Origin of the sequence: Streptomyces sp. MMBL 11-1, assembly GCF_028622875.1 — a bacterium.
GTDB lineage: Bacteria > Actinomycetota > Actinomycetes > Streptomycetales > Streptomycetaceae > Streptomyces.
This window is the reverse complement of the sequence record NZ_CP117709.1, coordinates 7,557,598-7,583,818: the sequence shown is the minus strand read 5'-3', so window position 1 is coordinate 7,583,818 and position 26,221 is coordinate 7,557,598. Positions and strand designations below refer to the sequence as shown.

Below are 26,221 nucleotides of genomic sequence, written 5' to 3'. Positions count from 1 at the left end.
AGTGGCTGAATGCCCCACCGAGGATTTCGCCCGAGCAGTCGCGAACAGGCGTCCGCAGACGCCGTCGCCGCCTCGGAGCTGCTGGAGGTGCTGTGGGGCCGGGGCCAGGAATCGGCGGCTTCGGGAACCGTATCGCCCTCCCAGCTTCGGGCCCTGCTCGTGATCGAGAAGCAGGAAGGCACCAATCTGCGGGCGCTGGGCGAAGCCCTGGGCTCGCGCGCTCCCTCCGTCAGCAGGCTCTGCGACCGGATGGAGGCGATGGGGCTCGTCCTGCGGGCGCCCAGCCCGACCAGTCGGCGCGAAGTGGAACTGCGGCTGAGCATGCGCGGCCGCACCCTTCTCGAAGAATACCGGGCCCTGCGCGCCGGCGAACTGAACGCCGTGCTGGAGCGCATGGATCCCGCCGCCCTCGCCGCCCTCGCCGAGGGGCTCGCGGCCTTCCACGCCGCCGCTTCGGAGCGCCTTTCCCCGCGAAGGGATACGGCCGCCCCTCCACTCCGCGATGATGTCGCCGACAGCGCCTAGCCTCATCCAGCTCCTGCTTCCGCATCCATCGGCTCTCCGCCCTCGGCTCTCCGTCTTCGCCTGCCGGCCGAGCGACCGCTGGGGATCAGATTGTTACCCGCTGGAGAATGTTGTCAAATGGCAACTGTTACTTCTATCGTTACCCGTACCCGCCGCGACCAGGGACGGAACCACGCCGACCTGTCCGGCAGAACGGCTCTCCACCCCCTTCCGACCCGCCTGAGGTGCCTTCCGTGCTTTCATCGCCCAACGAAGACAGAGCCGTCAGAATCACCACCCGGCAGGAACGGGACGCATCGGTCCTCACCGTTTCGGGTGATCTCGATATCGACAGCGTCGCACCGTTGGGACTCGCCCTGACCTCCGCGGCCGGCCACGGCTCCGGCCCGGTCGTCGTGGATCTCTCCGGCGTCGGCTTCGCTGACTCGACGACGGTGAACGTGCTCCTCCAGGGACACACCGCCCTGGGCGACCGGCTGCGGCTGGCCGCCCCGTCCCCGTTCATGCGCCGCCTCATCGAGATGATCGGCCTCGACACCGCTCTGCCCGTCCTGCCGTCCGTGGACGCCGCCATCGACGCCGTTCTGCCCTCCTGACGTGCCCGGGGGCGGCGGGACGGCTACCGTCCCGCCGCCCTTGGCCCTGGTGCCCGGTCGAACACGCAGTCCCCGCACAGCCCGCCGCCCGGGCAGCGCCAGTACAGGCAGCAGCTGCGCCGCCGGAACGCCGGGCCGTGCGGGGCCCCGGTGTGGCGCAGCGCCTCGTCGTCGAAGAGCTCGGCCGCCAGTGCGCGGGCCCGTCCGGCCACGTCCGGCCGGTCGTGGGCGCGTGCGAAGGCGACGAGTTCGCGTACGGCTCCGGCGAGCGCGGACCCCGCGTTGCCCCGCAGCAGCTGCGGGGAGATGGCACCGTCGCGCCGGAGCGCCTCGGACAGCGGGTCCAGATGCCCGTACTGGACCTCCTCGCGGATCCGGGCCGCCGTGCCGGGCAGCTCGGTCGTCCCCGCGAGCCACAGGTCGTCCGGCGAGGTGGCCGCCGGGTCCCAGTGGAGGGCACCGGGCGTCAGGGCGGGGAACCGCCCGAAGAGCGCGGCCGGGCCCAGCGCGAGGGACCAGAGCCGGGCGGCGAGCCCGAGGTGGGCGATGGAGGCGGCGACCCTGCGTTCGGGGGCCGCGAGGCGGGCCGCGACCTTGTCGACACGCGCGGCGAGAGGACCGTCGTCCCCCGCGTACAACTCCTCCAGCGGCCGGTGGCCACCACCCGGCACCGGGGTGGTCCGCAGCGCGAAGAATCCACCGACCGACGCCAGTAGCACCAGGTCCATGTCCTGCCCCCTCGGTTCCCGGCCCGTTTCCGGACCGCTTTCGTGACCGGCCGTACGGGCACCGGCGGTGTCGCCGTCGCGGCTCACCGTATCCGCCGGGCGGTAACTTCTGACGCCTGAGGGTGAGAGGACTACCGTCGGGAGGAGGACGTCGGGCCGACGGCCGTACTACTGGGGCAGTAGGCCGAAGTGCACTCTCAAGGACGACGACGTGGGGCCCCGGACGGGACATCGTGGTGTACATGAGTTCCCTTGCGCTGTCCGTGCTCCTGTCACTGATCTCCGCGGTCGCCTACGCGGCCGGGGCGATCATCCAGGAACGCGTGGCCGCGACTGATGACACCTCCTGGCACGCCCTGCTGCGCAACGGCGTGTGGTGGGTCGCCGTCCTCCTCAACGGGACCGGGGCGGTCCTGCACGTGGTGGCGCTCGCCTACGGCCCGCTCAGCCTGGTCCAGCCGCTCGGCGCGCTGACGATCGTCTTCGCCCTCCCGATGGCGGCTCTGTTCGTCGGGCGGAGGGCCGGGGCGACGGCCTGGCGCGGCGCCCTGATGGCGACGGCCGGGCTCGGGGGGCTGCTGGCACTCACGGGGAACGCCGAGCCGCACACCCTGAACGGTCCCGAACAGATCCTGCTGGCCTCACTGACGTTCGGGGCCGTCGGCGCGCTCGTCGTCCTCGCCCGTACGCTGCGGCGGCCAGCCCTGCGCAGCATCGTCCTGGCCACCGGCGCGGGCGCGGCGTTCGGCATGGCCTCGGTGTTCACCAAGACCGTGGCCGTGGAGTGGACGTCCGGGTCGCTGCGCTCGGGCGCGCTGCCGCTGCTGGTGATCGCCGGGCTCGCGGCGGCGGGCCTGTTCCTGTCCCAGGCCGCCTACCGGGACGCGGGCCTCACGGCGCCGCTCGCGACGGTGACGGTGGTCAACCCGGTGGTGGCCGCCGCGATCGGTCTCACGCTGTTCGGCGAGCACTTCCGCCACGGCCTCCCGGGCGCCGTCCTGGCCCTCTCCTGCGGTCTCCTGGCCGCAGGCGGTCTGGTCATGCTGACGCGGGAGCGGCTGAGTAGGGAGCACGCCCAGGGGGCGTGCAGGGCTCCCGAGGCGGTGGCTCCCGGCCCGTCGGGCGCCGACCGGGCCGCCGGTTCCGGTTCGGCACCCCGTGTGCCGGGCGCCACCACCTCGCGGAACGCCGAGGAGGGGCGCACCTCGCCGTCACCGGTCGTGCCGGAACCCGCGGCGGGGCGGCTCCCGGTGGCGCACGTGGCGTCGCCCCTGCCGCCGGGACAGGCGGTACCGCAGCTGGAGTTCGGGGCCCCGGGGCCGCTCATGGAGCAGCGGCGGCGCGGCGGAGCCACCCTGCGGCGCCCGCGCTCCGAGCGGACGGTTCAGACCCTGACGCCGCCCGCCCGGAGGTAGGCGAGCGGGTCGACGTCCGAGCCGTAGCCGGGGCCCGTACGGATCTCGAAGTGCAGGTGCGGGCCCGTGCTGTTGCCCGTGGAGCCGGAGCGGGCGATGCGCTGCCCGCCGGAGACCGACTGACCCGCGCGCACGTGGAGCGCGGAGAGGTGGGCGTACTGGCTGTACTTGCCGTCGTTGTGCCGGACGACGACCTCGTAGCCGTACGCTCCGGCCCAGCCGGCCGAGACGACGCGGCCCGGAGCCACCGACTTCACCGATGTCCCGGTGGGCACGGGGAAGTCCACCCCGGTGTGATAGCCGCTGGACCAGCCGCCGGCCTGCCGGTAGGGAGTGCCGGTGCCGGCCGACACCGGGGCGCTGAAGCCGGAGTGCTTCACGGCGCGCTCCGGAGCGGAACGCTCCTTCTGGGGAGCTGCCTTCCTCGGCGCCTCCTTCTTCGGAGCTTCCTTCTTCGGAGCGGCTCTCTTCGGCGCTTCCTTCTTCGGGGCCCGCTGTTCGGGGGCTTCCTTCTTGGGTTCGGCCTTGCGCTGATCCGCCTTCTTCGCCCCGGGCGTCGCCGCCGGGGGCTTCGGGGCCGCCCTGCGCACGGGCTGTCCCGGATTCTTCCCCTCCCCCGCCTTCGCCTCCCGGCTCCGGTCGAGGCTCAGCCGCTGCCCGGGGAGGATCAGGTCCGGGTCGTCCCCGACGACGGTGCGGTTGGCCGCGTAGAGGCTCTGCCAACCGCCGCGCACCCGCTGGGCGGACGCGATCCCGGAGAGGGAGTCGCCGCTCGCGACGGTGTACGAGTCGCGTTTGCCCGGCACGTGGGTGGGGGTCGCCTCGGCGGGACGGGTCTGCGGCTGCCGGGGCGGCGCGCTCCGAGGCGCCGTGGCCCGGACGGTCCTGCTCGCCACGCTCTGCGTGTCGGTCCCCGCCTCCGGGGCGGCCCCGGGCGCGTCCCCGCCCCGGGTGAGCCCGGCACGCACGGAACAGGTGGGCCAGGCGCCGGGGCCCTGGCCGTCCAGCACCTTCTCGGCGATGTCGATCTGCTGGTCACGGGTGGCCAGGTCGGCGCGCGGCGCATACCGCGTGCCGCCGAAGGCCGCCCAGGTGGAGCCGCTGAACTGCAGGCCGCCGTAATGGCCGTTGCCCGTGTTGACGGTCCAATCGCCGCTGGACTCGCAGGCGGCGACCTTCTCCCAGACCTCGACCGGTGCGGCCCCCGCCGACGCCGCGGTGATCAGGGGGAGCGCCAGGCCCGCGCCGCCCGCCGTCACCGTGAGCGAGGCGCGGTTGATCCGGCTCGGCTGGTATCTGCGGTGCCGTCCGTTCGCGGCCATACGTGGCTCCCCCACTGGCTTCGGGTCATCTCGCACAGGGCAACCTAGGTCCGCACGGTGACTGATCACAAGCAAAACGTGATACTCGGCCGCTCCGGGCCACTCCGTGGCCGGAATCCGCTCTCCGGGCCACGGGCCGATGAACCGACGCGACGGGCGGCTCACTGGTCGGACGCCTTCTCGTCGAGCCGCCTCGTCGAGCTCCGCCCGCCGGTCGACGGTTGGGCGTACCGATGCGGACGCAAGCGGACAGCCACCCCATGGAGAGCGCTCTCCGATAGTGCTATAAAGGCGCTCATGACGGATGATCAGCGGTCGGCCGCAGCTCCCACCCTGGAGGACGTGGCGCGGGCGGCCGGCGTCTCGCGCGCCACCGTCTCCCGGGTCGTCAACGGGGTGCGCAATGTGGACCCGGTGATCCAGGAGGCCGTACGGCAGGCGGTCTCCGTGACGGGCTACACGCCCAACCGGGCGGCCAGGTCCCTGGTGACCCGGCGGGCCGGCTCCATCGCCCTGGTGGTGTCGGGCGCGGGTGCCGAACCGGAGGCGACCCGCGGGGATTCGGGCACCGGGGGGCCTAAGGGCCCGGACGGGGGCAGCGGGGACTCCGGCTCGTTCACCGCGCAGGTGTTCGCCGACCCGTTCTTCGGCCGGGTGGTGACCGGGGTGGTCGACTCTCTGCGTCCGCGCGGGATGCACCCCGTGCTGATGTTCGCGGAGACCTCACGGGCCCGGGAGGAGGTGGTGGCGTATCTGCGGCAGGGCAGCGCGGACGGGGCCCTGGTCGTCTCGACGCACGCCGAGGACCCCCTGCCCGCCCTGATCGCGGAGGCCCGCCTGGCCGCCGTCCTGTTCGCACGCCCCGCGCGGCCGGTCCCGGTCAGCTATGTCGACCTCGCGCACCAGGACGGGGCCCGGCTGGCGGCCGAACACCTCCTGGGCCGGGGCTGCCGCCGGATCGCGACGATCAGCGGCCCGCTGGACGTACCGGCGGGCGAGGCCCGCATGACGGGCTTCCGGGACACCCTCGCCCGCCACGGGTACCCGTACATCCCCATCGCGGAGGGGCAGTTCACCCAGACGAGCGGGGAGTCGGCGATGGAGCGGCTGCTGGCGGAGCATCCGGACCTGGACGGGGTCTTCGCCGCCAACGACCTGATGGCCCTGGGCGCCTGCCACGTCCTGCGGGGGCACGGCCGCTCGATTCCGGGAGACGTGGCAGTAGTGGGCTTCGACGACAGCAGCGCGGCCCTGGCCTGCCGTCCGCCGCTCACCACGGTCCGCCAGCCGGTGGAGCAGATGGCCGCCGAGATGACGCGCCTGCTGCTGGACCGGCTGGCCCGGCCGGACGCCCCGGTGACCTCCGTGATCTTCGAACCGGAGCTGGTGGTACGGGGTTCGGCCTGATGAGGGCTGGTCACCGTGGTGCTCGCGGTGGTGGAGAAGGTCCAAGGGCTGACCGAGGTGCACTGGCTGTACTGGATGGCGGCCCACACGGTGCTGGCCGTCGGCAGTTACGTCCTCCTGCGCCGCCCGAGTCTCGTCGCGCGGGTCAGGCGGCTGCGCCCGACGCGGTTCGGCGAGTCCCGGCTGCCGCTGGGCCTCACCGCCAACTTCTTCCAGCGATCCCTCTCCGGCGTCAACATCGGCATCATGGTCGCGCTGCTCTTCCTCGTCGTCGTGGCTCCGGTGTCCGAAGGCGCGTGGATCGGGCAGCTCGATGAGAGCCAGCGGCAGCGCGCGGAGCGGGAGGAGCAGACCGACCGGTTCGCCGAGCTCGCCTCCCTCGCGATCACCCGCATCCTGGACACCCTCGACCTGGGGGGACAACCAGGCAGTGCAACGGGCGGGAGCGGCACCGGAGGCACCGGCACGACCGGAGGCGGCGGCCGGCGCTGAGCGGAACCCGCAGGACCTACTGCGCCCGGCCGAACCCGCAACCCCGCTGACCCGTCACCCGTCGCTGACCCGTCGCCCGTCGCTGATCCGTCGCCCGTCGCTTCCCCGGCATGCGCCAGCATGTCCCCGTGAGCGCCGCTGCTGCCCTTCCTCCACCCCGTGTCCGGGTCGCCGTCCATGTGATCCGGCGTCACCCCCGCCCCTGTCGGTGTTCGACCATCTGGACTCCCCCGAGGCCGGCGCCCGGGCGGCCCACGACGCGTCACGCGTACATCGCCCGCTCACTTCGTCGAGGTGCGGTGACGTTCCCGGACCGCCTCCACGGCCGTACGGGGCGGCGCTCCGGCGCCGCCCGGCCCGGGACGGCTGCCGCCCCGGGTGAGGAAGTCGGCGAGCGGGAGCGTCGCCGCGCCCACGGTGACCGCGTCCGGGCCGAGGCGGCCCATCTCGATGGTGGTGCGGGCGGCCGCGTGGCGCAGGGCGTACTCGTTCGCGTACCGGCGGATGTCGGGCAGCAGGCGGGGACCGATGAGCAGGCCCGCCCAGCCGCCGATCAGGATCCGTTCGGGCAGGAAGAGGTTGATCAGATCGGCGAGGGCCGCACCGAGGCATGCTGCCGTCTCGTCGAGCAGCGAGAGCGCCACCGGGTCCGGGGCCGGGCCACCGCGTACCGGGTAGGCGGCGGCGAGCAGGGCGGCCAGCGCCGTCTCGTCGTCGGCGTCCTCGGGCAGCGGGCCGCCCGCCTCGTGCCAGCGCTCGCGCAGGGCTTCCGCGCCGGCGTACGCCTCCAGACAGCCGAGGGAACCGCAACGGCACCGGCGGCCGCGCAACTGGACGGTGGTGTGGCCCCATTCGAGGGCGAGGCTCATGCGGTCCTCGTCGAGGATGTCGCCGTGGTCGACGCAGGCGCCCACGCCCGAGCCGATGAGGGCGATGGCGGCGGCGCCCGCGCCCCGGCCGCCGCCGAACCACATCTCGGCCTGGCCGAGCGTCTTGGCGCCGTTGTCGATGAACAGCGGCACCTCGGGCGGCACGTCGACCGCTTCGCGCAGGAGCTGTTCGAAGGGGACCGCGCGCCAGCCGATGGTCTGGCCGTGGACCACCGCGCCGCGTGTGCCGTCGGGCCCTTCGGGTCCGTCGCGCTCGATGATGCCGGGGACCCCGATGCCGATGCCGAGCAGTCGGCGGGGGTCGGCGCCCGCGTCGCGCAGCACGTCCGCGACGCCGGTGCGGACGTGGGCGACGATGCGGTCGACGTCGTAACCGTGCTGGGCCAGCAGCCGTTCGGTGCGGGCCAGTTCGGTCAGGGAGAGGTCGAACAGCTCGACGCGGACCCGGGTCTCGCCGATGTCGATGCCGACGAGCAGCCCGCCACCAGGGGCGACGCGCAGCAGCGTACGGGGGCGGCCACCGTCCGAGTCGACGACACCGGCCTCCTCCAGCAGGCCCTCGGCGGACAGTTCCGCGACGACGTTGCTGACGGATCCGGAACTGAGGCCTGTGACCGGTCCGAGCTCCTGGCGGCTCAGCGGGCCGTCGAAATACAACCGTTGCAATACCCTCGCCCGGTTGCCCCGCCGCAGGTCACGCACGGTCCGTCTGTTGCGCTCGGCCATGTTGCTCCTTCCCGTCCAGGAACATACCCCGGTCGCAAGCCTTGACGCGACCTTCTTTCACCTCTTAAATCACGGCATAAATTAAGTCATGGAGGCCGTTCGGTTCCCGAACGCAGCCATCCCCGGAAAGGGGCCACCTCTCATGCGTCATGTCAGAGCCGCAAGCGCCGCCACCCTCGCCCTCGCCATCGCCGTGGTCGCCACCGGCTGCGGCGGCGGAACGACCTCGGGCGGCAGCAACGAGTCGCCGAAGACCCTCACCTACTGGGCGTCCAACCAGGGCCCCAGCATCGAGGCGGACAAGAAGATCCTCACTCCCGAGCTGAAGAAGTTCGAGAAGGAGACCGGGATCAAGGTGAAGCTGGAGGTCGTGCCGTGGGCCGACCTGCTGAACCGGATCCTCGCCGCCACCAGCTCCGGCCAGGGCCCGGACGTGCTGAACATCGGCAACACCTGGTCGGCCTCGCTCCAGGCGACCGGCGCGCTCCTGCCGTGGGACGAGAAGAACTTCGAGGCGATCGGCGGCCGGGACCGCTTCGTCGACTCGGCGGTCGCCTCGGCCGGCAAGGAGGGCGAGCCGCCCGCCGCCGTGCCGCTGTACTCGCTGGCGTACGCCCTTTACTACAATAAGAAGATGTTCGCCGAGGCGGGCATCGAGAAGCCGCCCGCCACCTGGGACGAGCTGGTCGCGGCCGGCAAGAAGATATCCAAGGACGGCAAGTGGGGCCTGGGCGCCGAGGGCGGCAACCTCTCCAACAACATCCACCAGACCTTCGTCCTCGGTCAGCAGCACGGCGCCGACTTCTTCGACGAGGACGGCAAGGCGGACTTCACCTCCGACGGCGCGGTCGCGGCGGTGAAGCAGTACATCGACTTCATGGCCAAGGACAAGATCATCGCTCCCGGCAACGCGGAGTACGCCCAGAACCAGTCGCTCACCGACTTCGCCAAGGGGAAGACGGCCATGGTGCTGTGGCAGGCCGCCGCGTCCACCTTCGCCGCCCAGGGCATGCAGCCCGAGGACTGGGGCGCGGCCCCGGTGCCGGTCCCCTCGGGCGCACCGGGTGCGGGCAAGCAGACCAACTCCATGGTCGCGGGCATCAACATGGCCGTCTTCAAGAACACCAAGAACATCGACGGCGCGAAGAAGTTCGTGAAGTTCATGACCAGCGACGCCGAGCAGAAGCTGCTCAACAAGACCTACGGATCGATCCCGCCGGTCAAGGCCGCACAGGCCGACGAGGCCTTCGGGGCCCCCGACCTCAAGGTCCTCCGCGACACTCTCGCCACCAGCGCCGCCCCGCTCCCCCAGGTCCCGAACGAGTCGCAGTTCGAGACGGCTGTGGGAACAGCCGTCAAGGAACTGTGGGCGGACGCCGCGGCCGGACGCCCCGTGACCGAGGAATCCGTCAGGGCACGCCTGGAAAAGGCCCAGCAGACGATGCAGCAGTGAGGCCCTGATCCATGACCGCCACCGCCACCACGGACCCCGAGGTCGACAAGTCGACCGGTAAGCGCATGAGCCGGGGCATGAGCCGGGGCACGGGGGGTGCGCGCAGGAGACTGCCGCGCATCCCCGACCGGATCCGCCAAGGAGGGCTGCCCTACCTCTTGCTCCTGCCCGCAGTCCTGCTCGAACTCCTCATCCACATCATCCCGATGGTCATCGGGATCGTGATGAGCTTCCGGCAGCTCACGCAGTTCTTCATCAGCAACTGGGGCGCGGCGCCCTGGACCGGCCTCGACAACTACAAGATCGCCGTCGACTTCGACGCGCCGATCGGTGAGGCCCTGCTCCACTCGTTCCTCGTCACCTGCGTGTTCACGTTCTTCTCCGTCGGGCTCGCCTGGCTGTTCGGCGTCACCGCGGCGATCCTGCTCCAGGAGAACTTCCGCGGCCGAGGTTTCCTCCGCGCCGTCTTCCTCGTCCCGTACGCCCTGCCCGTCTACGCGGCCGTCATCACCTGGGCGTTCATGTTCCAGCGGGACAACGGGCTGATCAACCACGTCCTGCACGACCAGCTCGGCATCACCGACGAACCGTCCTTCTGGCTGATCGGCGACAACAGCATCTACACCCTGATCATCGTCTCGGTGTGGAAGGGCTGGCCGTTCGCCTTCCTCATGCTGATGGCCGGGCTCCAGAACATCCCGCGCGAGCTGTACGAGGCCGCCTCGATCGACGGCGCCGGCATCTGGCAGCAGATACGCCGGATCACGCTGCCCTCGCTGCGCCCGGTCAACCAGGTGCTGGTCCTCGTGCTCTTCCTGTGGACCTTCAACGACTTCAACACCCCGTACGTCCTGTTCGGGAAATCGGCCCCGGAAAGCGCCGACCTGATCTCGATCCACATCTACCAGTCGTCGTTCGTCACCTGGAACTTCGGCACCGGATCCGCGATGTCGGTCCTGCTGCTGCTCTTCCTGCTGGTCGTGACGGCCGTCTACCTGTTCCTCACCTCGCGCGGAAGGAAGGGCGCCGATGTCTAGCCTCACGCGGCCGACCCGCACCACCCGCTCGCCGATGGCCGCGCCGCAGTCCTTCCTCTGGACCCGCCGCATCGTCCTGACCCTGCTCGCCGGCTTCGTCCTGCTGCCCGTCTACGTGATGGTCAGCAGCTCGCTGAAGCCGCTCCAGGACGTGTCGGGGAAGTTCCAGTGGTTCCCGTCCACGCTGACGATCCGGCCGTACTTCGACATCTGGGAGACCGTCCCGCTCGCCAAGTACTTCGTCAACTCGCTGATCGTGGCGGGCTCGGCGACGGTGCTGTCGGTGACGATCGCGGTGTTCTCCGCCTACGCGGTGAGCCGCTACCGGTTCCGGGGCAAGAGGCTCTTCACCGTCACGGTGCTGTCCACACAGATGTTCCCCGGGATCCTCTTCCTGCTCCCGCTGTTCCTCATCTTCGTCAACATCGGCAACAGCACCGGCGTCGCCCTGTACGGCTCGCGCGGCGGGCTCATCCTCACGTACCTCACGTTCTCGCTGCCGTTCTCCATCTGGATGCTGATCGGGTACTTCGACTCCATCCCCAGGGACCTGGACGAAGCGGCCCTGGTCGACGGGTGCGGACCCGTCCGCGCCCTCTTCCAGGTCGTCGTGCCGGCCGCCGTGCCCGGGATCGTCGCCGTGTCCGTCTACTCCTTCATGACGGCCTGGGGCGAAGTGCTCTTCGCCTCCGTCATGACGAACGACGCCACCCGGACCCTCTCCGTCGGCCTGCAGGGTTACGCCACGCAGAACGACGTGTACTGGAACCAGGTCATGGCCGCGTCGCTCGTCGTCAGTGTCCCGATCGTCGTCGGGTTCCTGCTCCTCCAGCGCTATCTGGTCGCCGGCCTCACCGCGGGAGCCGTGAAGTGACCCCCACCGGCGGGAGCCGTCCGTCGCCCTCGACCGAAAGGCAGCACGTGTCCGATCTCAACGCCCTCCCGGCCGACTTCACCTGGGGCGTCGCCACCGCCGCGTACCAGATCGAGGGAGCCGTGACCGAGGACGGCCGCTCCCCATCGATCTGGGACACGTTCTCGCACACCCCCGGCACGATCGACAACGGCGACACGGGCGACGTCGCCTGCGACCACTACCACCGGGCCCCCGAGGACATCGGCCTGATCAAGCAGCTCGGCGCGGACGCCTACCGCTTCTCGATCGCCTGGCCGCGCGTCGTGCCCGGCGGCGACGGGCCGGTCAACAAGGCGGGCCTGGACTTCTACGACCGGCTCGTGGACGGCCTCCTGGAGGCCGGCGTCACCCCCTTCGCCACCCTCTACCACTGGGACCTGCCACAGACGCTCCAGGACCGGGGCGGCTGGACCGTACGCGAGACCTCGGAGCACTTCGCGGCGTACGCCTCCCACGTGGTGGAGCGCCTCGGGGACCGGGTCAAGGACTGGGCGACGCTGAACGAGCCGCTGTGTTCGGCCTGGATCGGACACCTGGAGGGCCGGATGGCGCCGGGTCTCACCGACCTGACCGCCGCCGTCCGGGCCTCCTACCACCTGCACCTGGGCCATGGCCTTGCCGTACGGGCGATCCGGGCTGCCTCGTCGGACGCCCGGGTCGGCATCGTCAACAACCTCAGCCCGATCGAACCGGCGAGCGCGAGCGAGCCCGACCTCGCCGCCGCCCGCCGCGCCGACGGCCACATCAACCGCTGGTGGCTGGACCCGGTCCTGGGCCGCGGCTACCCGCAGGACATGGTGGAGCTGTACGGGGTCGAACTCCCGGAGCGGCCGGGCGACCTGGAAACGATCGCCGCACCCCTCGACTGGCTGGGGCTGAACTACTACTTCCGGCAGATCGTCACCGCCGACCCCGACGGGCCCGCACCGCACGCCAAGCAAGTCCCCGTCCCCGGCGCGCGGCTCACGCACATGGACTGGGAGGTCCACGCCGCGGGCCTGGAGCGGCTGCTGCTGCGCCTGACCGGGGAGTACGGCGTCCAGCGGATCTACGTCACCGAGAACGGCTCGGCGTACGAGGACGTCGTCGCGGCGGACGGCTCGGTCCACGACCCCGAGCGCGTCCGGTACCTGGAGGAGCACCTGGCCGCCTGCGCCCGCGCGGTCGGCAAGGGAGCCCCGCTGGCCGGGTACTTCGCCTGGTCGCTGATGGACAACTTCGAGTGGGCGTACGGCTACGACAAGCGGTTCGGCCTGGTCCACGTGGACTACGCGACCCAGCGCCGTACGGTCAAGAGCAGCGGCCGCCGGTACGCGGAGCTGGTCCGGGAGCACGCGGAGCGCAGCGGCCGGGCGGCCGCCTGACCCGGCTCGGCCGGCTCCTGCCCGCCCTCACCTCCGGCCGCGACGCATGCCTCGCCGCGGCCGGAGGGTTTCGCGTCGCCCGCAGAACGCGCAGAACACGCAGCTGCACACGGAGGAACGCGGGACGGTCCCGGCGGGCCCCTGGTCCGCCGGGACAGCCCTTTGGCCCCCCCCTGGATCACCTAGAGCGTGTCTCTTTGATGGGTTGATCAGTTGATCGGGTGTGTCTGTCCGGCTGGTGATCACCGATGCGATGTGGGACCGGATCGAGCCGCTGATACCAGCCGATCCGGTCCGCGGACGACGGTGGGCCGACCACCGCCGGACCCTGGAAGCCATCGCGTGGAAGTACCGCACCTGCTCACCTTGGCGCGACCTGCCAGAAGAGCTCGGACCCTTTCAGACCGCGCACAAGCGCCTGATCAGGTGGGCCATGGACGGAACCTGGTCACGGGTCCTGACGGCGTTACTTGCCGTGGCGGATGCCGATGACGAGGTCGGCTGGACGGTCTCGGTGGACTCCACCGTCTGCCGGGCGCACCAACATTCCGCCGGAGCCAGGAAAAGGGGGCGCCGGATCGGTCTGAGCCCGAGGACCACGCCCTCGGACGCTCCCGTGGTGGCTTGAGCACGAAGGTTCACCTGGCCAGTGACAGCCGGGCACGACCTCTGTCTATCCATGTCACTGCGGGCCAGGCCGGTGACGCGCCGGCCTTCGAGGCGGTCATGGCCGGAATCCGGATTCCACGAAGCGGGGTCGGCAGACCAAGAACCCGGCCTACGGTTGTCCTCGCTGATCGCGCCTATTCTTCCCGCGCGATCCGTGGGCATCTTCGTTGCCGAGGTATCCGGGCCATCATTCCGCAGCCCGCGGACCAGGTCGGCCACCGCCTACGCCGAGGCCGCGCCGGAGGTCGCCCGCCTGGCTTCGACGCCGAGACATACAAGGAGCGCAACACCGTTGAACGGTGCATCGCCCGACTCAAGCAGTGGCGCGGCCTGGCCATGCGAACCGACAAGCTTGCCATCGCGTATCAGGCTGCACTCCACCTGGCTGCCATCCTTATCTGGGCTCGTCGCTGACCAGGCATGACGACGCGCCACTGAGCGGAGAAACGCGGTGGTCCGGGCCCGAAGACACCCATAGCATCCGCCTATGATCGAAAACATCAGGATTGCAGGCGACGAGCATGACGCAGAGGGCGAAAGGGAGCTTTCCTGGCGGGCCAAGACCGTCGGCCTCGCAGCGCTCGACATAGACGACGCCGAGCTCATGCACAGCTGGAGATCCGACCCCGTAGCCGCCCACCAAATAGGTATCTGGCCACGCTCACTCACCGCCGTGCGCGAGCGCATCGAGCGCGACGTCGAGGACGACGATCGAGACGACTTCCTCATCCTCCTTCCCGGCGGCACCCCTGTCGGCTACGTCGCCCTGATCAGCCAGAACATCGTCAATGGCACAGCCCAAGTCGAGCTGATGCTCGCTGCTCGACATCGAGGACACGGCCACGGCACCGCCGCCCTCGACGCCGTGGTGGACCTAGCCTTCGGTGAACTCCCCATGTTCCGGCTCACGGCGGAAACGCACACCGCCAACGCCCCCGCGCTCGCCGTCCTTGCCAAGTCCGGCTTCACCCAGGAAGGGATCAGCCGCGCCGCCTGCCTCCACCGCGGCCGCCGCCACGACCTCGCCGTGTTCTCGCTACTCCGCCCCGAGTGGGAAGAACTGAACCGTCCTCGCGCCTGGGACGCCTGACCGGCGGAGCACTTGTCCAACACTCAGTTCGGTCAGGCGCCACGCTCCTCAGCGCATCAAAGAGACACGCTCTAGGACGTCCGGGGAGCCCAGGGCTCCAGCATGCCCTTCATCGCGTCCGTCATCGCCAGTTGCAGCAGCGGGCCGCAGGTGATCCGGCCGACGCCGAGGCGGCGGAAGCGCTCAAGATCGTGCTTGACCGGGTGGGCCGTGGAGTTCACCGGTACGGAGACGGCGGCCGTCACTGCCGCGAGCAGCTCGTCGTTGTCCTGGATACGCACCGGGTAGACGCTGTCGGCGCCCGCCTGCTCCAGGGCCCGCAGTCGCTCGATCGCCTCTTCGAGAACGGCGGAAGCGTCTTCCGCGTACAGGAACAGGTCGGTGCGCCCGTTGATCCAGACCGGGACCCCCACGTCGTCGGCCGCCGCGCGCAGGCCGGCGACGTAGTTCGCGTGCTCCTGCGTGCTGCGCACGCGTCCGCCCTCCGAGTGGACGGTGTCCTCGATGTTGAGACCCACGCCGCCGACATCGACGAGACCGGCGACGAGATCCGCGGGCTTCTGTCCGTAGCCGGCCTCCAGGTCCACGGAGACGGGGACGTCGACCGCCGCGATGATCGGGCGGACGGCGGCGAGCACCTCCTCGAAGGTCTGCCCCTCCTGGTCCGCGGCCCCCCGGGAGTCGGCGAGCGGGTGGCTGCCGACCGTCAGAGCGGGGAACCCGGCGTCGGCTGCTGTCCGCGCGGACCAGACGTCCCAGACGGTAGGCAGCACGAGGGGCCTGTGCTCGGCGTGCAGTTGCTTGAGTCGTTGAGCGCGCTCAACGGTGGTACGAAGGTCCATGCCGATCACGCTACCCCCCCGCGGTGTGCCGACGGGGCGCCACCGGGGCACGAACGCGACCAGCCCCACGGGGTGCCGCGAACGAAGGCGCTCACGCGGACGTGGCGGACGTAACCTCCTCCCGGGACGCGGCTGGTGGGACGGGAAACGGGGAAGAGAAGGCAGGGCATTCAGGAGCGGGCGGGGGGGCCGACGAGAGCCGGAGAGCGCTCTCCCTCGCGGGCGGGGTGCACCCGTGAGGGAGAAGCGACGGGCAGGGTCAGGGCAGTTCGTAGTTCTCGTCCAGAACCGCTCCCTCTCCCGGGTTGTTCTCGTCGTAGCCACGGGCGTTGCACTGGAGAGCACCGACGATGCAGTGGTCGACCAGGGCGTCGAGCGTGGCGTCGTCCCAGGCGTTGAAGAAGTCGTAGTGGAACGAGTGACCGGTGCCGCTGGCCAGTCTCACCTGCGACATGTCACCGTTGACCGGCCACGCCATCTTGAACTCGATCATCGGCAGGGCGACCGGGTGGCTCGTCGGGCAGACGTCCTGGTTGGCCCCCATCACGATCGGATAGGCCATGTGGGCCTTGTGGTCCGGGGTGTCCAGGTGCTTGCCGTCCCAGCAACTGGGCGCCTGCATACGCAGGTTGAGCTGGGTGTCCCGGCTGGTCGGGCAGGCGGCCGGGAAGTCGTAGTTGTGGTAGCTCTCACCGCACTCGTACCCCTCGACCATGCCGGGGTGGTCGCGGAACTCCTGGGCGGTCTGCGTGGGGCTGCCGACGACGAACCGCAGACCCTTGGGGAAGGGCCGTACGGTGCGGTAGTCGGTGACTCCGGCCTTGTAGTAGATGGTCTGGGGGCCGACCGGGCGGATCTCCTCGTTCCCGTTGTAGAGGGTCGGCATCCAGTAGGCGGACAGGTCGCCGGGCGCGAGGCAGGCGGTTCCGCCCGCGCTCAGGGACGCGGTGGTGCTGTTCGCGTTCGTGGTGTCGTTGCCCATGAACGTGTGGTCGTGCGACGCGCCGGCCCGGCCCGGGTAGACGATCGGGTCGTCCGGGGCGGTGTGGCTGACCGAGCAGTTGGCCTGGAACTCGTGGAAGTAGCGGTGCGGCGGGATCTCGTCGGACGGCTCCACTCCTGTGACCGGCGGGTTTGCCGGTATGTAGCCGTCGCCGTCGGGGTCGTCCCCGAAAGCGACGGGCTTCGCCGGCGCCATCTCGTGGCCCCGCATGACGTGCGAGGCCGCCGCGGGTTTGCCGGCCGCGGGCGGGGCCGCCTCGGCGGCGGTCGTCCCGGCGTACGTGATCGTGGTGAGCCCGAGCGCGACCAGCGCCAGGGCGGTCGCCACGATCAGGGCGGACACCAGGGTCGTTCTGTTGAGTCTTGTCACCATGGGGACCTCCATGCCGCTCTTCATCCCTGCACATCGGGTGCACGGTGGGGGGAAAGGGTGAGCTGGGCGGTGCGGCCGGGGAGAGATTCCGCCCTGCGTGTCACGAGGCCGACGGACCGCGAGGGGCCGCGGGACCCTTCGGGAGAGCGCTCTCCAAGGCGGTGTCAGTGTTGCGCCGGTGCGGAGAGGGTGTCAATAGCGCGTGAACAACGCGCTGCGCGGGAGCTGTTGGGCCGCCAGGGGGGTCGCCCCCCTCCGGGGCCCCACACAAGGAAGCGGCCCCGCGCTCTCGCGGGGCCGCTCACCGTGCTTTCGCCGGGCCAATGGGTTCCGGCCGCCCCGGACCGCTCGCAGCCCGGGGCCTCACCCGCCGGCGGGGGCCGCTCCGCCGGGGACGCCGACGGTGCGGCTCCCCCGGGTCACGCGGTGTGCAGGGTCAGCCCGTACCGGTTGAGGATCTCGTTGACCGGCTGGTGCCAGGTCTCCCCGCCGCCGGAGCAGTTGCCCCAGCCGCCGGAGGTGACGCCCTGGGCCTGGTCGCCGCTGATGAACGAGCCGCCGGAGTCGCCGCCCTCGGCGCAGACGCTCGTCTTGGTCATCTGATGCACGGCGCCCTGGCTGTAGTTGACGGTCTCGTTCTTGGCGAGGACCCTGCCGCAGTGCCAGCGCGTGGTGGAGCCGGAGCGGCAGATGGAAGCGCCGATCGGCGCCTCGTTCGAGCCCCGGACCAGCTGGTCGGAGACGGTGCCCCAACCAAGGACGACCGGCACGGTCCACCAGCCGTTGGCCACGTTCACCCAGGCGTAGTCGTTGCCGGGGAAGGACGAGCCCTGGAAGTTGCCGATGGCCGAGCCGTCCCAGCCGCGCACGGACTGGCCGGCGCCGCCGCAGTGCCCGGCGGTGACGAAGCCTCCGTGGACGGAGAAGCCGATCGAACAGCGCACGTTGCCCGTGTAGTACGGGTCGCCTCCGACCGTTCCCGCGGCGAAGGTCTGCGGCGCTTCGGCGGTCGTCTCGACGGTCACGGGCCCGGCCTCGCGCGCCTTGGCGACGAAGGACCGGACATCGTTGTCACGCCGCTCGGAGGCGACGACGTTCACGACGACGCTACTGGTCGCCGGGTCGACGTGCCAGCTGCTCACGCCGGACGGCGCCGGCAGGGCGTCGATCCGCGCCTTCGCCGCGTCGAGCCGCTTCGCCGAGTGCTCGACGAGCCGGGCGTCGGCGCCGGCGGCCCGGACGGCCTCGGCCTTCTCGGCGTTCGTGACGGCGACGACCAGCTTGCCGGTCTTCGCGTCGAACCAGGAACCGCCGAAGGCGGAGCCCGCGGCGCGCTGCGCCTTCGGCTCCAGGGCGGTGGCCGCCTTCTCGTCGGCGAGCCTCTCGACGGCTTCGTCCTCGGTGAGACCGAGGTCGCGCTGCATCGCGGTGAGCAGGGCCGCGGAGGCGGGGGCCTCGGCGGAGCCGACGGGGGCGGCGGAGGCGGACGACGGGCCGGCGGCGGCCCAGGCACCGAGGAGCAGGAGTGCGGACAGACCGGTCCGCAGCACGGTTGCGTGTCTCAAGGGAGTGACCCTTCCTGTTGTTCCAGCGACGTGGGGTGGAACGGGAGGCACCCGGGAGCGCATGCCGATCGTGCCGCTTGAGAGCGCTCTCAGGTATGCCGTCCCGGACTGTAGCGGAGTTCGATGGTCAGGTCCATGCCAATGTCGACGTCAGGTCGGAAAGGTGCGCGGAGTGCCGCGCACCGGGTTGAGTAGGCGTACTCATCCGGCCCGCAGGCGCTCGTCCTACTGTCACAGGAACAGCGGACAGGGCCAGGCGGAGGAGCAGACCATGACCGGATCACGCCGCAGACGGTGGAGAGCCGCGCTGACCGGCGCGCTGACGGGTTCGCTGGTCATGCTGTTGGGCGCGTGCGGAGTTGTCGACACCGACGACGACCGCCGGGCGGCGGAGGAACTGGCCGAGAAGCACTTCCCGGGACAGCTCACGGCGATCGGAGCGCGCACGCTCTTCCCGGGCTCCGGCGGCTCGGAGGTCACGTTCGCGGTGACCGACGACCGCGACGCCGTGGTCCGGCTCCGCATCGACACGGACAGGGCGGACGAGGGCACGTGCGACCGCAAGGACTGCGCGGGCGCGCTGGCCGAGGCCATGAAGCGCGGACGGCAGCAGGCCGAGGACTTCCGGGTGCTCAAGGGCGCCTTCGACGCCTGCGGTTACGAGGTCGTCGCCCTGGGCCCGACCGGCACCCCGCCCTACGTCGTGGCCGAGCTGACGAACGCCACCGTCGCGAAGGTGCTCGGCGAGATCGGGGAGTGCGTCCAGCGCTGGGTCACGGCGAGCGAGGCCGACAGCGCGTTGGCGAAGGCTCAGGGGGCGTACGTGAACGTGATCTCCCCGTCCGTCGCCGACCGGCGTGACCAGGGCGAGGAGTCCTGGCCCACCGTGATGCGGCTGACCCGGTCGGGCCTCCGCGCCTCGCTCACCGAGCAGGCCTACTTCTCGGCGAGTTACGAGATCGAGGCGGGCCGGGTCGACACGACGGGCAGCGCCCGGGCGGTGCGCCCGCTCCGGGAGCGCCAGAAGTTCGCCGACACCGTGCAGGCGGCGGTGCAGGAGCAACTGCGTGCCACCTACCCCCGGGTGGTCATGAGCACCTATCAGTGGATCTGGCGGCTGGAGCCGGGCCGCGTCGACCGGCAGACCGGCTACGTCCTGTTCTGCCCCGAGCCGGACGCGCGCGGGCAGTGCGTCAACAGCGACGACGCGGCCCTGGTGACCACGGACGAGCACGGCAGGCCGGTGGGGGAGATCCGGCTCGTGCACGATGTACGCGAGGGCACCGGGATGCTGCGGCTGCCGCCGTACTGAGGACGGGCGCCCCGGCCCCCCTGGCTGTTCGCTCCCGGTGCGGTCGAGGGCGGTTCCCCGCGGGCGTCGGCGGGTATGTCGTGGGATCGTGGCACCATGACCATCGTCGTTCGCCCGGCCTCGGTGTTCGAGGACGTTCGCACCCTGGTCGGCCCGAAGTCACCGAAGGCCAACGTCTGTTGGTGCCTGAGCTACCGGATTCCGTCCAAGCTCAACACCGAGCTCCGAGGTCCGGCGCGCGGTGAGTACGCCGCCCGGCTGTGCCGTGCGGAGCCTCCGCCGGGGGTGCTCGCCTACGACGGCGACGAGCCGGTGGGCTGGGCCGCCGTGGCGCCGCGCTCGGACACCGCCTTCGCCCGCAGCCGGAAGATCCCGTACGTCGACGGCCTCCCGGTCTGGTCCCTGTGGTGCATCCGGGTCCGCCCCGGTCACCGCGGCAAGGGGATCTCGCACGAGCTGATCGCCGGTGCGGCCGGGTTCGCCCGCGCCCACGGTGCGCCGACGGTCGAGGCGTACCCGCTCGACAGCGGTGACGCCAAGGTCGATCCGACGATGGCCTACCCCGGCATCCGGAGGAACTTCGAGCGCGCCGGGTTCGTCCACGCCGCCGACACCACCTCGGTACTGGCCGGGCATCCCCGCGTCCTGATGCGGCTCGACCTGCGCGGATAGCGGCGACCCTCACCCCGGCGGCATCCACGGCCGCAGCTTCTCCGGGTTGCGGACCACCCAGATCCGGGCGACGCGGCCGTCGGTCACGTCGAACGAGGCCACGGTCAGGACGACACCGCCCCGCAGCGCCACCAGGCCCGGCGCACCGTTGACCGACCGTTCCAGGAGTTCCAGCCCCGGGGCCCGGTCGGCGATGGCGACCATGTACGAGGCGATGCGCGCGTCTCCTTCGACCGGGCGCAGGGCGGCACCGACCAGACCGCCGCCGTCGGCGGTCATGACGGCGGACGGGTCGAGGAGGTCGACGAGGGCCGCGATGTCCTTGTTCTCCCAAGCCTCCTTGACTCGCCGCACCACCTCGGGCCGCGCGTCCGCCGCCACCGGGGTCCGGGCGTCGGGCACCCGTCGCCGGGCGGAGGACGCGAGCTGCTTGCAGGCGGCGGGGGTCCGGCCGAGTACGCCGGCGATCTCCGCGAAGGGGTAGCGGAAGACATCGTGCAGAACGAACGAGACACGCTCGGCGGGGGTCATCGTCTCCAGGACCACGAGGAAGGCCATGGTCACCGACTCGTCCAGGACCATCCGGTCCGCGGGGTCGGATCCCCGGCCGCCGCCGCGCTCGACGGGGTCGGGCAGGGGGTCGGGCAGCCACGCGCCGACGTAGCGTTCGCGCCGGACCCGCGCCGAGCCGAGCACGTCCAGGCAGATGCGGCCGGTCACGGTCGTCAGCCAGGCGCCGGGCGACACGATCTCGTCCCGCCGGCTCCGCGGCAGTGCGTACCAGCGCGCGAAGGCCTCCTGCACGGCGTCCTCGGACTCCGCGAGCGATCCGAGCAACCGGTAGGCCACATTGATCAGTCGGCCGCGCTCACCGGCCGTCGCCTCGGCGCCCGCCCCCGCCGCCCCCATCCTCCGGCCCCCTTCGCCTGACCTTTCGCCGGCCCGTGTCGTCGGGTTGGTGAGACCTTACCGATCGACTGCCCACGGGCGGAAAAGGGGCATGGCATGGCCACTCCGGTGCCGGCACGGCGCGCGTTCTCGTTCCTTCGGATCGCGATCGCCCTGCAGACTCTGACGATCTTCCTTCAAGCGGTCTCCTCCGGACTGCTGATGACCTCGTCCTACGGGGAGATGCTGCACAGCGTCGGTGCGCGCGTGATGTACGGGGCGTCGATGCTGTACGTACTCGCCGCGGTACTGGCCTGGAAGCCGGGCGGTGGCTCGCCCCGGCCCGTCCTGCACGCGTCGGGCTTCCTGGTCCTGGCCTCCGTCCAGGTAGCGGTCGGCATCGCGCACCTTCCGTCGGTCCATCTCCCCCTGGGAGTCCTGATGTTCGGGCTGAGCCTGCTCGCCCTGGCCAGGCGCTGAGGCCCACCGCCGCGAGGCACGGGCAGATGCGGCCGGGTCCGGTCCGTGTCCGCGATGCAGTCACCCCGGCGGATAGATGCCGACTGCAGCTACCCTCCGTGCGGCAGACGCGGTACGCATCGAGGCGAAGGAGCCGGACGACGGCATGGACGGAAACACCGGCAACAGCCTCGGGCGTGTCGTCGCCGCCCTCGACGGCGTGAGCATGCGCCGCCACACGACGGGCCAGGTCATCCTCGACGACGTCGGCTGGACCGTCCGGGCGGGTGAGCACTGGGCGCTGCTCGGCCCCAACGGGGCGGGCAAGACCAGCGTCCTGCGTCTCGTCGGCGCCACCGCCTTCCCCACCACCGGCACGGTCGACGTCCTCGGCCACCGGCTCGGCCGCGTCGACGTGCGGGAGCTGCGCACCCGCATCGGCCATGTCTCCACCTCCCAGCGCGTCCCGGGGGATCTCACCGGCCACACCATCGTCCTCACCGGCCACTCCGGCACCGTCCAGCCGCTGTGGAAGTCGTACGACGACGAAGTGCGCGAGCGTGCCCACGGACTGCTCGCCGAGCTTCACGTCAAGGAGCTCGCCGACCGTCCGTACGGCGTCTGCTCGGGCGGCCAGCGCGCCCGGATCCTCATCGCCCGCGCCCTCATGGCGGATCCGGCCCTGTTGCTGCTGGACGAGCCGTTCAACGCACTCGATCTGCCCTCGCGCGAGGACCTCGTCGACACCATGCGTCATCTCGCCGTGAACCGTACGGAGTTGTCAACGGTGACGGTCACGCACCACGTGGAGGAGCTCTCCCCGGCGATCGGTCACGCCCTGCTCCTGCGTGAGGGGCGTGTCCTCGCGGCGGGGGCGGTCGAGGACGTCCTCACGCAGGAGCGCATGACCGCCTGCTTCGGCCGTCCCATCGAGGTGTCACGGCACGCGGGCCGCTGGCTGGCCCGCTCGGGCGGCTTCGGGTAGCCGGGTCCCGTCCTGACTCCGTGCACGTGTGAGTCCGGCCCCGGGTCCACGCCGGCGGGGCCCGCCACTGCCGGAATGGCTGTCGCACGCGGGCCCGGGCGTCGGGCTGCCCAGCCGGTCGAGGGCGGAGGGGGCCGGGCCGCTGGGGGCAGGAGCCTCAGGGCGCCAGCGAGGGCAGTCCGGCCGTACGCCACAGGTCACGGAAGCCGTGCCCCGCCGCCCCGGCGGGTTCTTCCGCAGCCGTACGCCAGTCCCGTACCGTCGCCCCGCTCCCGGCGGGCCCGTCGAGGGGCGCCCAGCCCGGGTCCCCGTGGGCGGCGAACCCGGCCCAGGCACGGGTCATGCGCCGCGACAGTTCCTGGTCGGCCGCGCCGGGCGGGCCGCCGACGAGGAAGTGGACGCTCTCCTCGTGGAGGTTGCCGAAGGCGAACGGGATGTCCGCGCAGTGCCAGGCGCGCACCCGCTGCCCCGCACGGTCCCGGCGGCGGTCGAAGCGGGCGAGGAAGACCCGGCCGCCCGCCAGGGCGTGGGCCTCGGCGAGGCGAGTGCTGTATTCGGCGAACAGAAGGCCGGAGCAGAGGGACAGATAGACATCGAGGACCGGTGAGCCCGGCAGGCGCTCGCGGTGGCCCTCGACGAGCGGTTCCGACAGCCCGAAGTCGGCCGCGAAGGCGGCCAGTTGCGCCTCCGACGTGATCTTCGCGCTGCTGCCGACCGCGTCCAGGAGCCAGTATTCCTCCGTGGTGTGGCAGACCAGCAGCTCCACCGTGCCACCCGCTCCGGCCGCCAGTGCTTCCAGCGGGTCGGCGGTCAGGAGTACGCCGTCGGCGACCGGGCCGTAGATCGCCGGGTCGTAGTGGCGCTGCCCCGAGCCGGGGTCCTGTGCGTACCGCTCGCAGACCCGGTCCGTCGCGGCCACGAGGGCCTCGGGCGGGGCGGCGAGCAGCCCGGCGCGGGTGGCGGGCACCCCGGCCGCCGCCGCGACCTCGGCGGTGGTGCGGGCCGCCTGCTCCACCGTGGCGAAGGCGTTGACGGCGCTGTGCAGGACGGCCCGGCGGAACAGTCCCCGTGCCCGGCCGGCCACTGCCAGGCAGGCCGCGGCAGTGGCGCCCGACGACTGTCCGGCCAGCGTGACCCGGTCGGGCGAGCCGCCGAACGCGGAGATGTTGTCGCGGACCCATTCCAGGGCGGCGATCTGGTCGAGGAGGCCCCGGTTGTCGGGGAAGGCCGTGGCACCGCTGTCGGCGTCGGGCACGGGCGCGCCGCTGTCGGCGTCGGGCACGTGGCCGAACCCCTCGAAGCCGAGGCGGCTGTTGAGGGTGACGACGACGAGTCCCCGGCCCGCCAGTGCGGTGCCGTCGAAGTCGGGCTGGGCCGAGGAGCCGAAGACGTACGCGCCGCCGTGGAGCCAGACCAGCACGGGCAGGTCACCGGGCCCGTCGGCGGGCGACCAGACGTTCAGGGTGAGGATGTCCTCGTCACCGGGCGACCAGCTCGGCGCGCCCGGCAGTTCGGCCGACTGCGGGGCCACCGGCCCGAAGGCGGTGCAGTCCCGCACACCGTCCCAGGGTTCCACCGGATGCGGCTCCCGGAACCGGAGGCGGCCGAACGGCGGTGCCGCGTAAGGGATTCCGCGTACGGCGACGACGCCGCGGTCCCGGGTGGCACGTCGCCCCCGTACGCTCCCGGACTTCGTCGTGAAGACGTCCACGGCTGCCACTCCCCTCGTCCCGCCCCGTCCGGCGCTCGGCGCGGCCGGGCCAGCATGCCGGACCTCCGGCGCCACCGCCACCGGATTGATCTTGCCCCGGTCTCCCGGCCTTCCGGCCTTCGGGCCTTCGGGCCTTCGGGCCTTCGGGCCTTCGGGCCTTCCGGTCCACCGGCTGCCCGCTCTGCCGGTCTGCCGGTCTCCGCTCTCCGGCCGTCCGTACGTGTGCGCCGCCTCTGCCCGCGTACGCGTCGGCCCGTCTGCGGTTCCGCCCGTCTGCGGTTCCGCCCGCGTGCGCGCCCCTCCCGCCTATCCGCCGATCAGTTCGCGCACGGTGGCCATGTCGCTGAACGGCAGCAGCTCGCCCCGGACTGCCTGGTGCGGTTCGCTGCCCTTGCCCGCGATGAGGACGATGTCGGCCGGCCCGGCCTCCGCCAGCGCGGCGGCGATGGCCAGGCGACGGTCGGTGATCCGCTCGAACGGCGTTCCGGCCGACGCGATACCGGGCGCGATCTCGTCGAGGATGGCCTCGGGATCCTCGAAGCGGGGATTGTCGGAGGTGAGGACGCACAGGTCGGAGTGGGCGCCCGCGATGGCGCCCATCTCGGCCCGCTTGGTGGTGTCGCGGTCGCCGCCGCAGCCGAAGACGGTGATGACCCGGCCCTTGGCGAAGCCCCGGATCGTGGTGAGGACCTTGCTGAGGGAGTCCGGCGAGTGGGCGTAGTCCACGATCACCGAGGTGCCGCCGGAGGTGTGGAGGCGTTCGAAGCGGCCGGGGATCTGCGGCATGCGCTGCAGCGCGTCGACCAGCCCGGCCAGCCCGTGGCCGAGGAGGTGACAGGCCGCCACCGCGGCCAGCGCGTTGGAGACCGAGAACCGGCCCGGCGAGGGGATCGCCGCCGGGTACTTGCGGCCGTCGTGGTGCAGCGTGAACCGGGTACCCGAGGCGTCCACGGTGAGATCGCTCGCGCGGTAGTCGGCGTCGCCGTCCAGGGCGTACGTGGTCACGGCGTCGGGCATCAGTTCCCGGATCCCGGCGCCCACCGGGTCATCGGCGTTGACCACGGCTCGGCGGCACAGCCCCTGGAAGAGACGGAGTTTGGCGTCCCGGTAGTTCTCCATGGTGCCGTGGTCGTCGAGGTGGTCCTGGGTGAGGTTGGTGAAGACGCCGACATCGATGAACGTACGGTCCAGACGGTGCGTCAGCAGCCCCATCGAGGTGGCCTCCAGGACGACGCTGCCGGTGGCGCGGTCACGCATGTGCCCCAGCAGATACTGGAGATCGGGCGATTCCGGGGTGGTGAGCACCGAGGGGGGCATCGGGATGGGCTCGTCCCCGATGCGGCTGCCCGCCGTGCCGATCACCCCGACCCGGGTCCCCTCGGCGAGCCGCAGCACCGACTCGGTCATGTACGAGACGGACGTCTTGCCGTTGGTGCCGGTGATGGCGATCAGGTCCATCGCCCGGCCCGGTTCACCGAAGTAGCGCGAGGCGAGGACCGCCGCGGCCCTGCGCACGTCGGGGACGCGTACGGCGCACACGTCGCCCAGCGCCTCGGGCAGCGGCGGCGCCTGCTCGTCGACGAGTACGGCGACAGCGCCGCGGGCGACCGCCGGGGCGACGGCTTCGGGCCCGCCGGCGGCGTGGCCGGGCACCGCGGCGAAGACGGATCCGGGGGTGACCCGGTCCGCGTCGAACGTCGCTCCGGCGGTGACGTCCGTGCGGGCGGGGATTCCCCGCAGCACGTGGTGGTCCTGCCCGGCCATGAGGTCGCTCAGCTTCAC

General features: G+C 71.7%; 24 protein-coding genes. 15 read left to right on the top strand and 9 right to left on the bottom strand.

Annotation, left to right across the window (positions count from 1 at the left end; translation table 11 throughout):
• The first annotated feature begins 9 nt into the window (after positions 1–9).
• Both PSQ21_RS33455 and PSQ21_RS33450 read left to right on the top strand, forming a co-directional pair.
• Positions 10–525 (top strand): MarR family winged helix-turn-helix transcriptional regulator, encoded by a 516-nt coding sequence (locus PSQ21_RS33455; protein ID WP_097868030.1) that lies wholly within the window; start codon positions 10–12, stop codon positions 523–525.
• 233 nt (positions 526–758) lie between these two features.
• Complete coding sequence (locus PSQ21_RS33450; RefSeq protein ID WP_274035116.1) at positions 759–1,121, top strand: STAS domain-containing protein; 363 nt, start codon at positions 759–761, stop codon at positions 1,119–1,121.
• Between the two features lie 23 nt (positions 1,122–1,144).
• Here PSQ21_RS33450 and PSQ21_RS33445 read toward each other — a convergent pair whose 3' ends face one another.
• Positions 1,145–1,849 carry a (2Fe-2S)-binding protein gene (locus tag PSQ21_RS33445; RefSeq protein WP_274035115.1) on the bottom strand — a complete coding sequence of 235 codons (705 nt, stop codon included), beginning with the start codon at positions 1,847–1,849 and terminating at the stop codon, positions 1,145–1,147.
• A gap of 242 nt (positions 1,850–2,091) precedes the next feature.
• Between PSQ21_RS33445 and PSQ21_RS33440 the strand changes: the two genes are divergently transcribed.
• Positions 2,092–3,264: a DMT family transporter gene (locus tag PSQ21_RS33440; protein WP_274035114.1), complete on the top strand. Its 1,173-nt coding sequence runs from the start codon at positions 2,092–2,094 to the stop codon at positions 3,262–3,264.
• Here the strand turns inward: PSQ21_RS33440 and PSQ21_RS33435 are convergent.
• Entirely contained in the window at positions 3,234–4,586 is a 1,353-nt protein-coding gene (locus PSQ21_RS33435) for a transglycosylase family protein (RefSeq protein ID WP_274035113.1), read from the bottom strand. The two genes, PSQ21_RS33440 and PSQ21_RS33435, sit on opposite strands and share 31 nt — an antisense overlap.
• Positions 4,587–4,883: 297 nt before the next feature.
• Here PSQ21_RS33435 and PSQ21_RS33430 point away from each other — a divergent pair, with 297 nt between their 5' ends.
• A complete protein-coding gene (locus PSQ21_RS33430; RefSeq protein ID WP_274035112.1) occupies positions 4,884–5,993 on the top strand; it encodes a LacI family DNA-binding transcriptional regulator in 1,110 nt (369 codons plus the stop codon).
• Positions 5,994–6,008: 15 nt separating this feature from the next.
• Positions 6,009–6,485 (top strand): hypothetical protein, encoded by a 477-nt coding sequence (locus PSQ21_RS33425; RefSeq protein ID WP_274035110.1) that lies wholly within the window; start codon positions 6,009–6,011, stop codon positions 6,483–6,485.
• Between the two features lie 281 nt (positions 6,486–6,766).
• On the opposite strand, the gene PSQ21_RS33420 is transcribed toward PSQ21_RS33425, so the two are convergent.
• Positions 6,767–8,101, bottom strand: coding sequence for an ROK family transcriptional regulator (locus tag PSQ21_RS33420; RefSeq protein WP_274035109.1), 1,335 nt, complete (start codon positions 8,099–8,101; stop codon positions 6,767–6,769).
• A gap of 142 nt (positions 8,102–8,243) precedes the next feature.
• Here PSQ21_RS33420 and PSQ21_RS33415 point away from each other — a divergent pair, with 142 nt between their 5' ends.
• The 6 genes from PSQ21_RS33415 (at position 8,244) to PSQ21_RS33390 (ending at position 14,630) form a co-directional block, all read left to right on the top strand.
• Positions 8,244–9,554 carry an ABC transporter substrate-binding protein gene (locus PSQ21_RS33415; protein ID WP_274035108.1) on the top strand — a complete coding sequence of 437 codons (1,311 nt, stop codon included), beginning with the start codon at positions 8,244–8,246 and terminating at the stop codon, positions 9,552–9,554.
• Between the two features lie 11 nt (positions 9,555–9,565).
• Positions 9,566–10,591, top strand: a complete 1,026-nt coding sequence (locus tag PSQ21_RS33410; RefSeq protein ID WP_274035107.1) for a carbohydrate ABC transporter permease — start codon at positions 9,566–9,568, stop codon at positions 10,589–10,591.
• A complete protein-coding gene (locus PSQ21_RS33405) occupies positions 10,584–11,465 on the top strand; it encodes a carbohydrate ABC transporter permease (RefSeq protein WP_274035106.1) in 882 nt (293 codons plus the stop codon). The genes PSQ21_RS33410 and PSQ21_RS33405 overlap by 8 nt, the downstream gene beginning before the upstream one ends.
• A 47-nt stretch (positions 11,466–11,512) precedes the next feature.
• Entirely contained in the window at positions 11,513–12,871 is a 1,359-nt protein-coding gene (locus PSQ21_RS33400; protein ID WP_274035105.1) for a GH1 family beta-glucosidase, read from the top strand.
• 253 nt (positions 12,872–13,124) lie between these two features.
• A protein-coding gene (locus PSQ21_RS33395; RefSeq protein WP_397989526.1) for an IS5 family transposase occupies positions 13,125–13,954 on the top strand; the annotation gives its coding sequence in 2 pieces (ribosomal slippage) (positions 13,125–13,446 and positions 13,446–13,954; 831 coding nt in all).
• A gap of 73 nt (positions 13,955–14,027) precedes the next feature.
• Entirely contained in the window at positions 14,028–14,630 is a 603-nt protein-coding gene (locus PSQ21_RS33390) for a GNAT family N-acetyltransferase (protein WP_274035101.1), read from the top strand.
• A 71-nt stretch (positions 14,631–14,701) separates the two neighbouring features.
• On the opposite strand, the gene PSQ21_RS33385 is transcribed toward PSQ21_RS33390, so the two are convergent.
• From PSQ21_RS33385 to PSQ21_RS33375, 3 genes are all read right to left on the bottom strand, one after another.
• Entirely contained in the window at positions 14,702–15,472 is a 771-nt protein-coding gene (locus PSQ21_RS33385; protein WP_274035099.1) for an isocitrate lyase/PEP mutase family protein, read from the bottom strand.
• 259 nt (positions 15,473–15,731) lie between these two features.
• Complete coding sequence (locus PSQ21_RS33380) at positions 15,732–16,847, bottom strand: DUF1996 domain-containing protein (RefSeq protein ID WP_274035098.1); 1,116 nt, start codon at positions 16,845–16,847, stop codon at positions 15,732–15,734.
• Between the two features lie 419 nt (positions 16,848–17,266).
• Complete coding sequence (locus tag PSQ21_RS33375; protein WP_274035097.1) at positions 17,267–18,412, bottom strand: S1 family peptidase; 1,146 nt, start codon at positions 18,410–18,412, stop codon at positions 17,267–17,269.
• A 271-nt stretch (positions 18,413–18,683) separates the two neighbouring features.
• Between PSQ21_RS33375 and PSQ21_RS33370 the strand changes: the two genes are divergently transcribed.
• Complete coding sequence (locus PSQ21_RS33370) at positions 18,684–19,724, top strand: SCO7460 family lipoprotein (RefSeq protein WP_274035096.1); 1,041 nt, start codon at positions 18,684–18,686, stop codon at positions 19,722–19,724.
• A 96-nt stretch (positions 19,725–19,820) separates the two neighbouring features.
• Positions 19,821–20,396: a GNAT family N-acetyltransferase gene (locus PSQ21_RS33365; RefSeq protein ID WP_274035094.1), complete on the top strand. Its 576-nt coding sequence runs from the start codon at positions 19,821–19,823 to the stop codon at positions 20,394–20,396.
• Positions 20,397–20,405: 9 nt separating this feature from the next.
• On the opposite strand, the gene sigJ is transcribed toward PSQ21_RS33365, so the two are convergent.
• A complete protein-coding gene (gene sigJ / locus PSQ21_RS33360; RefSeq protein WP_274035093.1) occupies positions 20,406–21,305 on the bottom strand; it encodes an RNA polymerase sigma factor SigJ in 900 nt (299 codons plus the stop codon).
• Between the two features lie 96 nt (positions 21,306–21,401).
• Here sigJ and PSQ21_RS33355 point away from each other — a divergent pair, with 96 nt between their 5' ends.
• Positions 21,402–21,764: a hypothetical protein gene (locus PSQ21_RS33355; RefSeq protein WP_274035092.1), complete on the top strand. Its 363-nt coding sequence runs from the start codon at positions 21,402–21,404 to the stop codon at positions 21,762–21,764.
• 145 nt (positions 21,765–21,909) lie between these two features.
• Positions 21,910–22,728 (top strand): ABC transporter ATP-binding protein, encoded by an 819-nt coding sequence (locus PSQ21_RS33350; protein ID WP_274036065.1) that lies wholly within the window; start codon positions 21,910–21,912, stop codon positions 22,726–22,728.
• 157 nt (positions 22,729–22,885) lie between these two features.
• Here PSQ21_RS33350 and PSQ21_RS33345 read toward each other — a convergent pair whose 3' ends face one another.
• Both PSQ21_RS33345 and PSQ21_RS33340 read right to left on the bottom strand, forming a co-directional pair.
• Positions 22,886–24,439 (bottom strand): carboxylesterase/lipase family protein, encoded by a 1,554-nt coding sequence (locus tag PSQ21_RS33345; RefSeq protein ID WP_274035091.1) that lies wholly within the window; start codon positions 24,437–24,439, stop codon positions 22,886–22,888.
• Positions 24,440–24,745: 306 nt separating this feature from the next.
• Positions 24,746–26,221: a UDP-N-acetylmuramoyl-L-alanyl-D-glutamate--2,6-diaminopimelate ligase gene (locus PSQ21_RS33340; RefSeq protein WP_274035090.1), complete on the bottom strand. Its 1,476-nt coding sequence runs from the start codon at positions 26,219–26,221 to the stop codon at positions 24,746–24,748.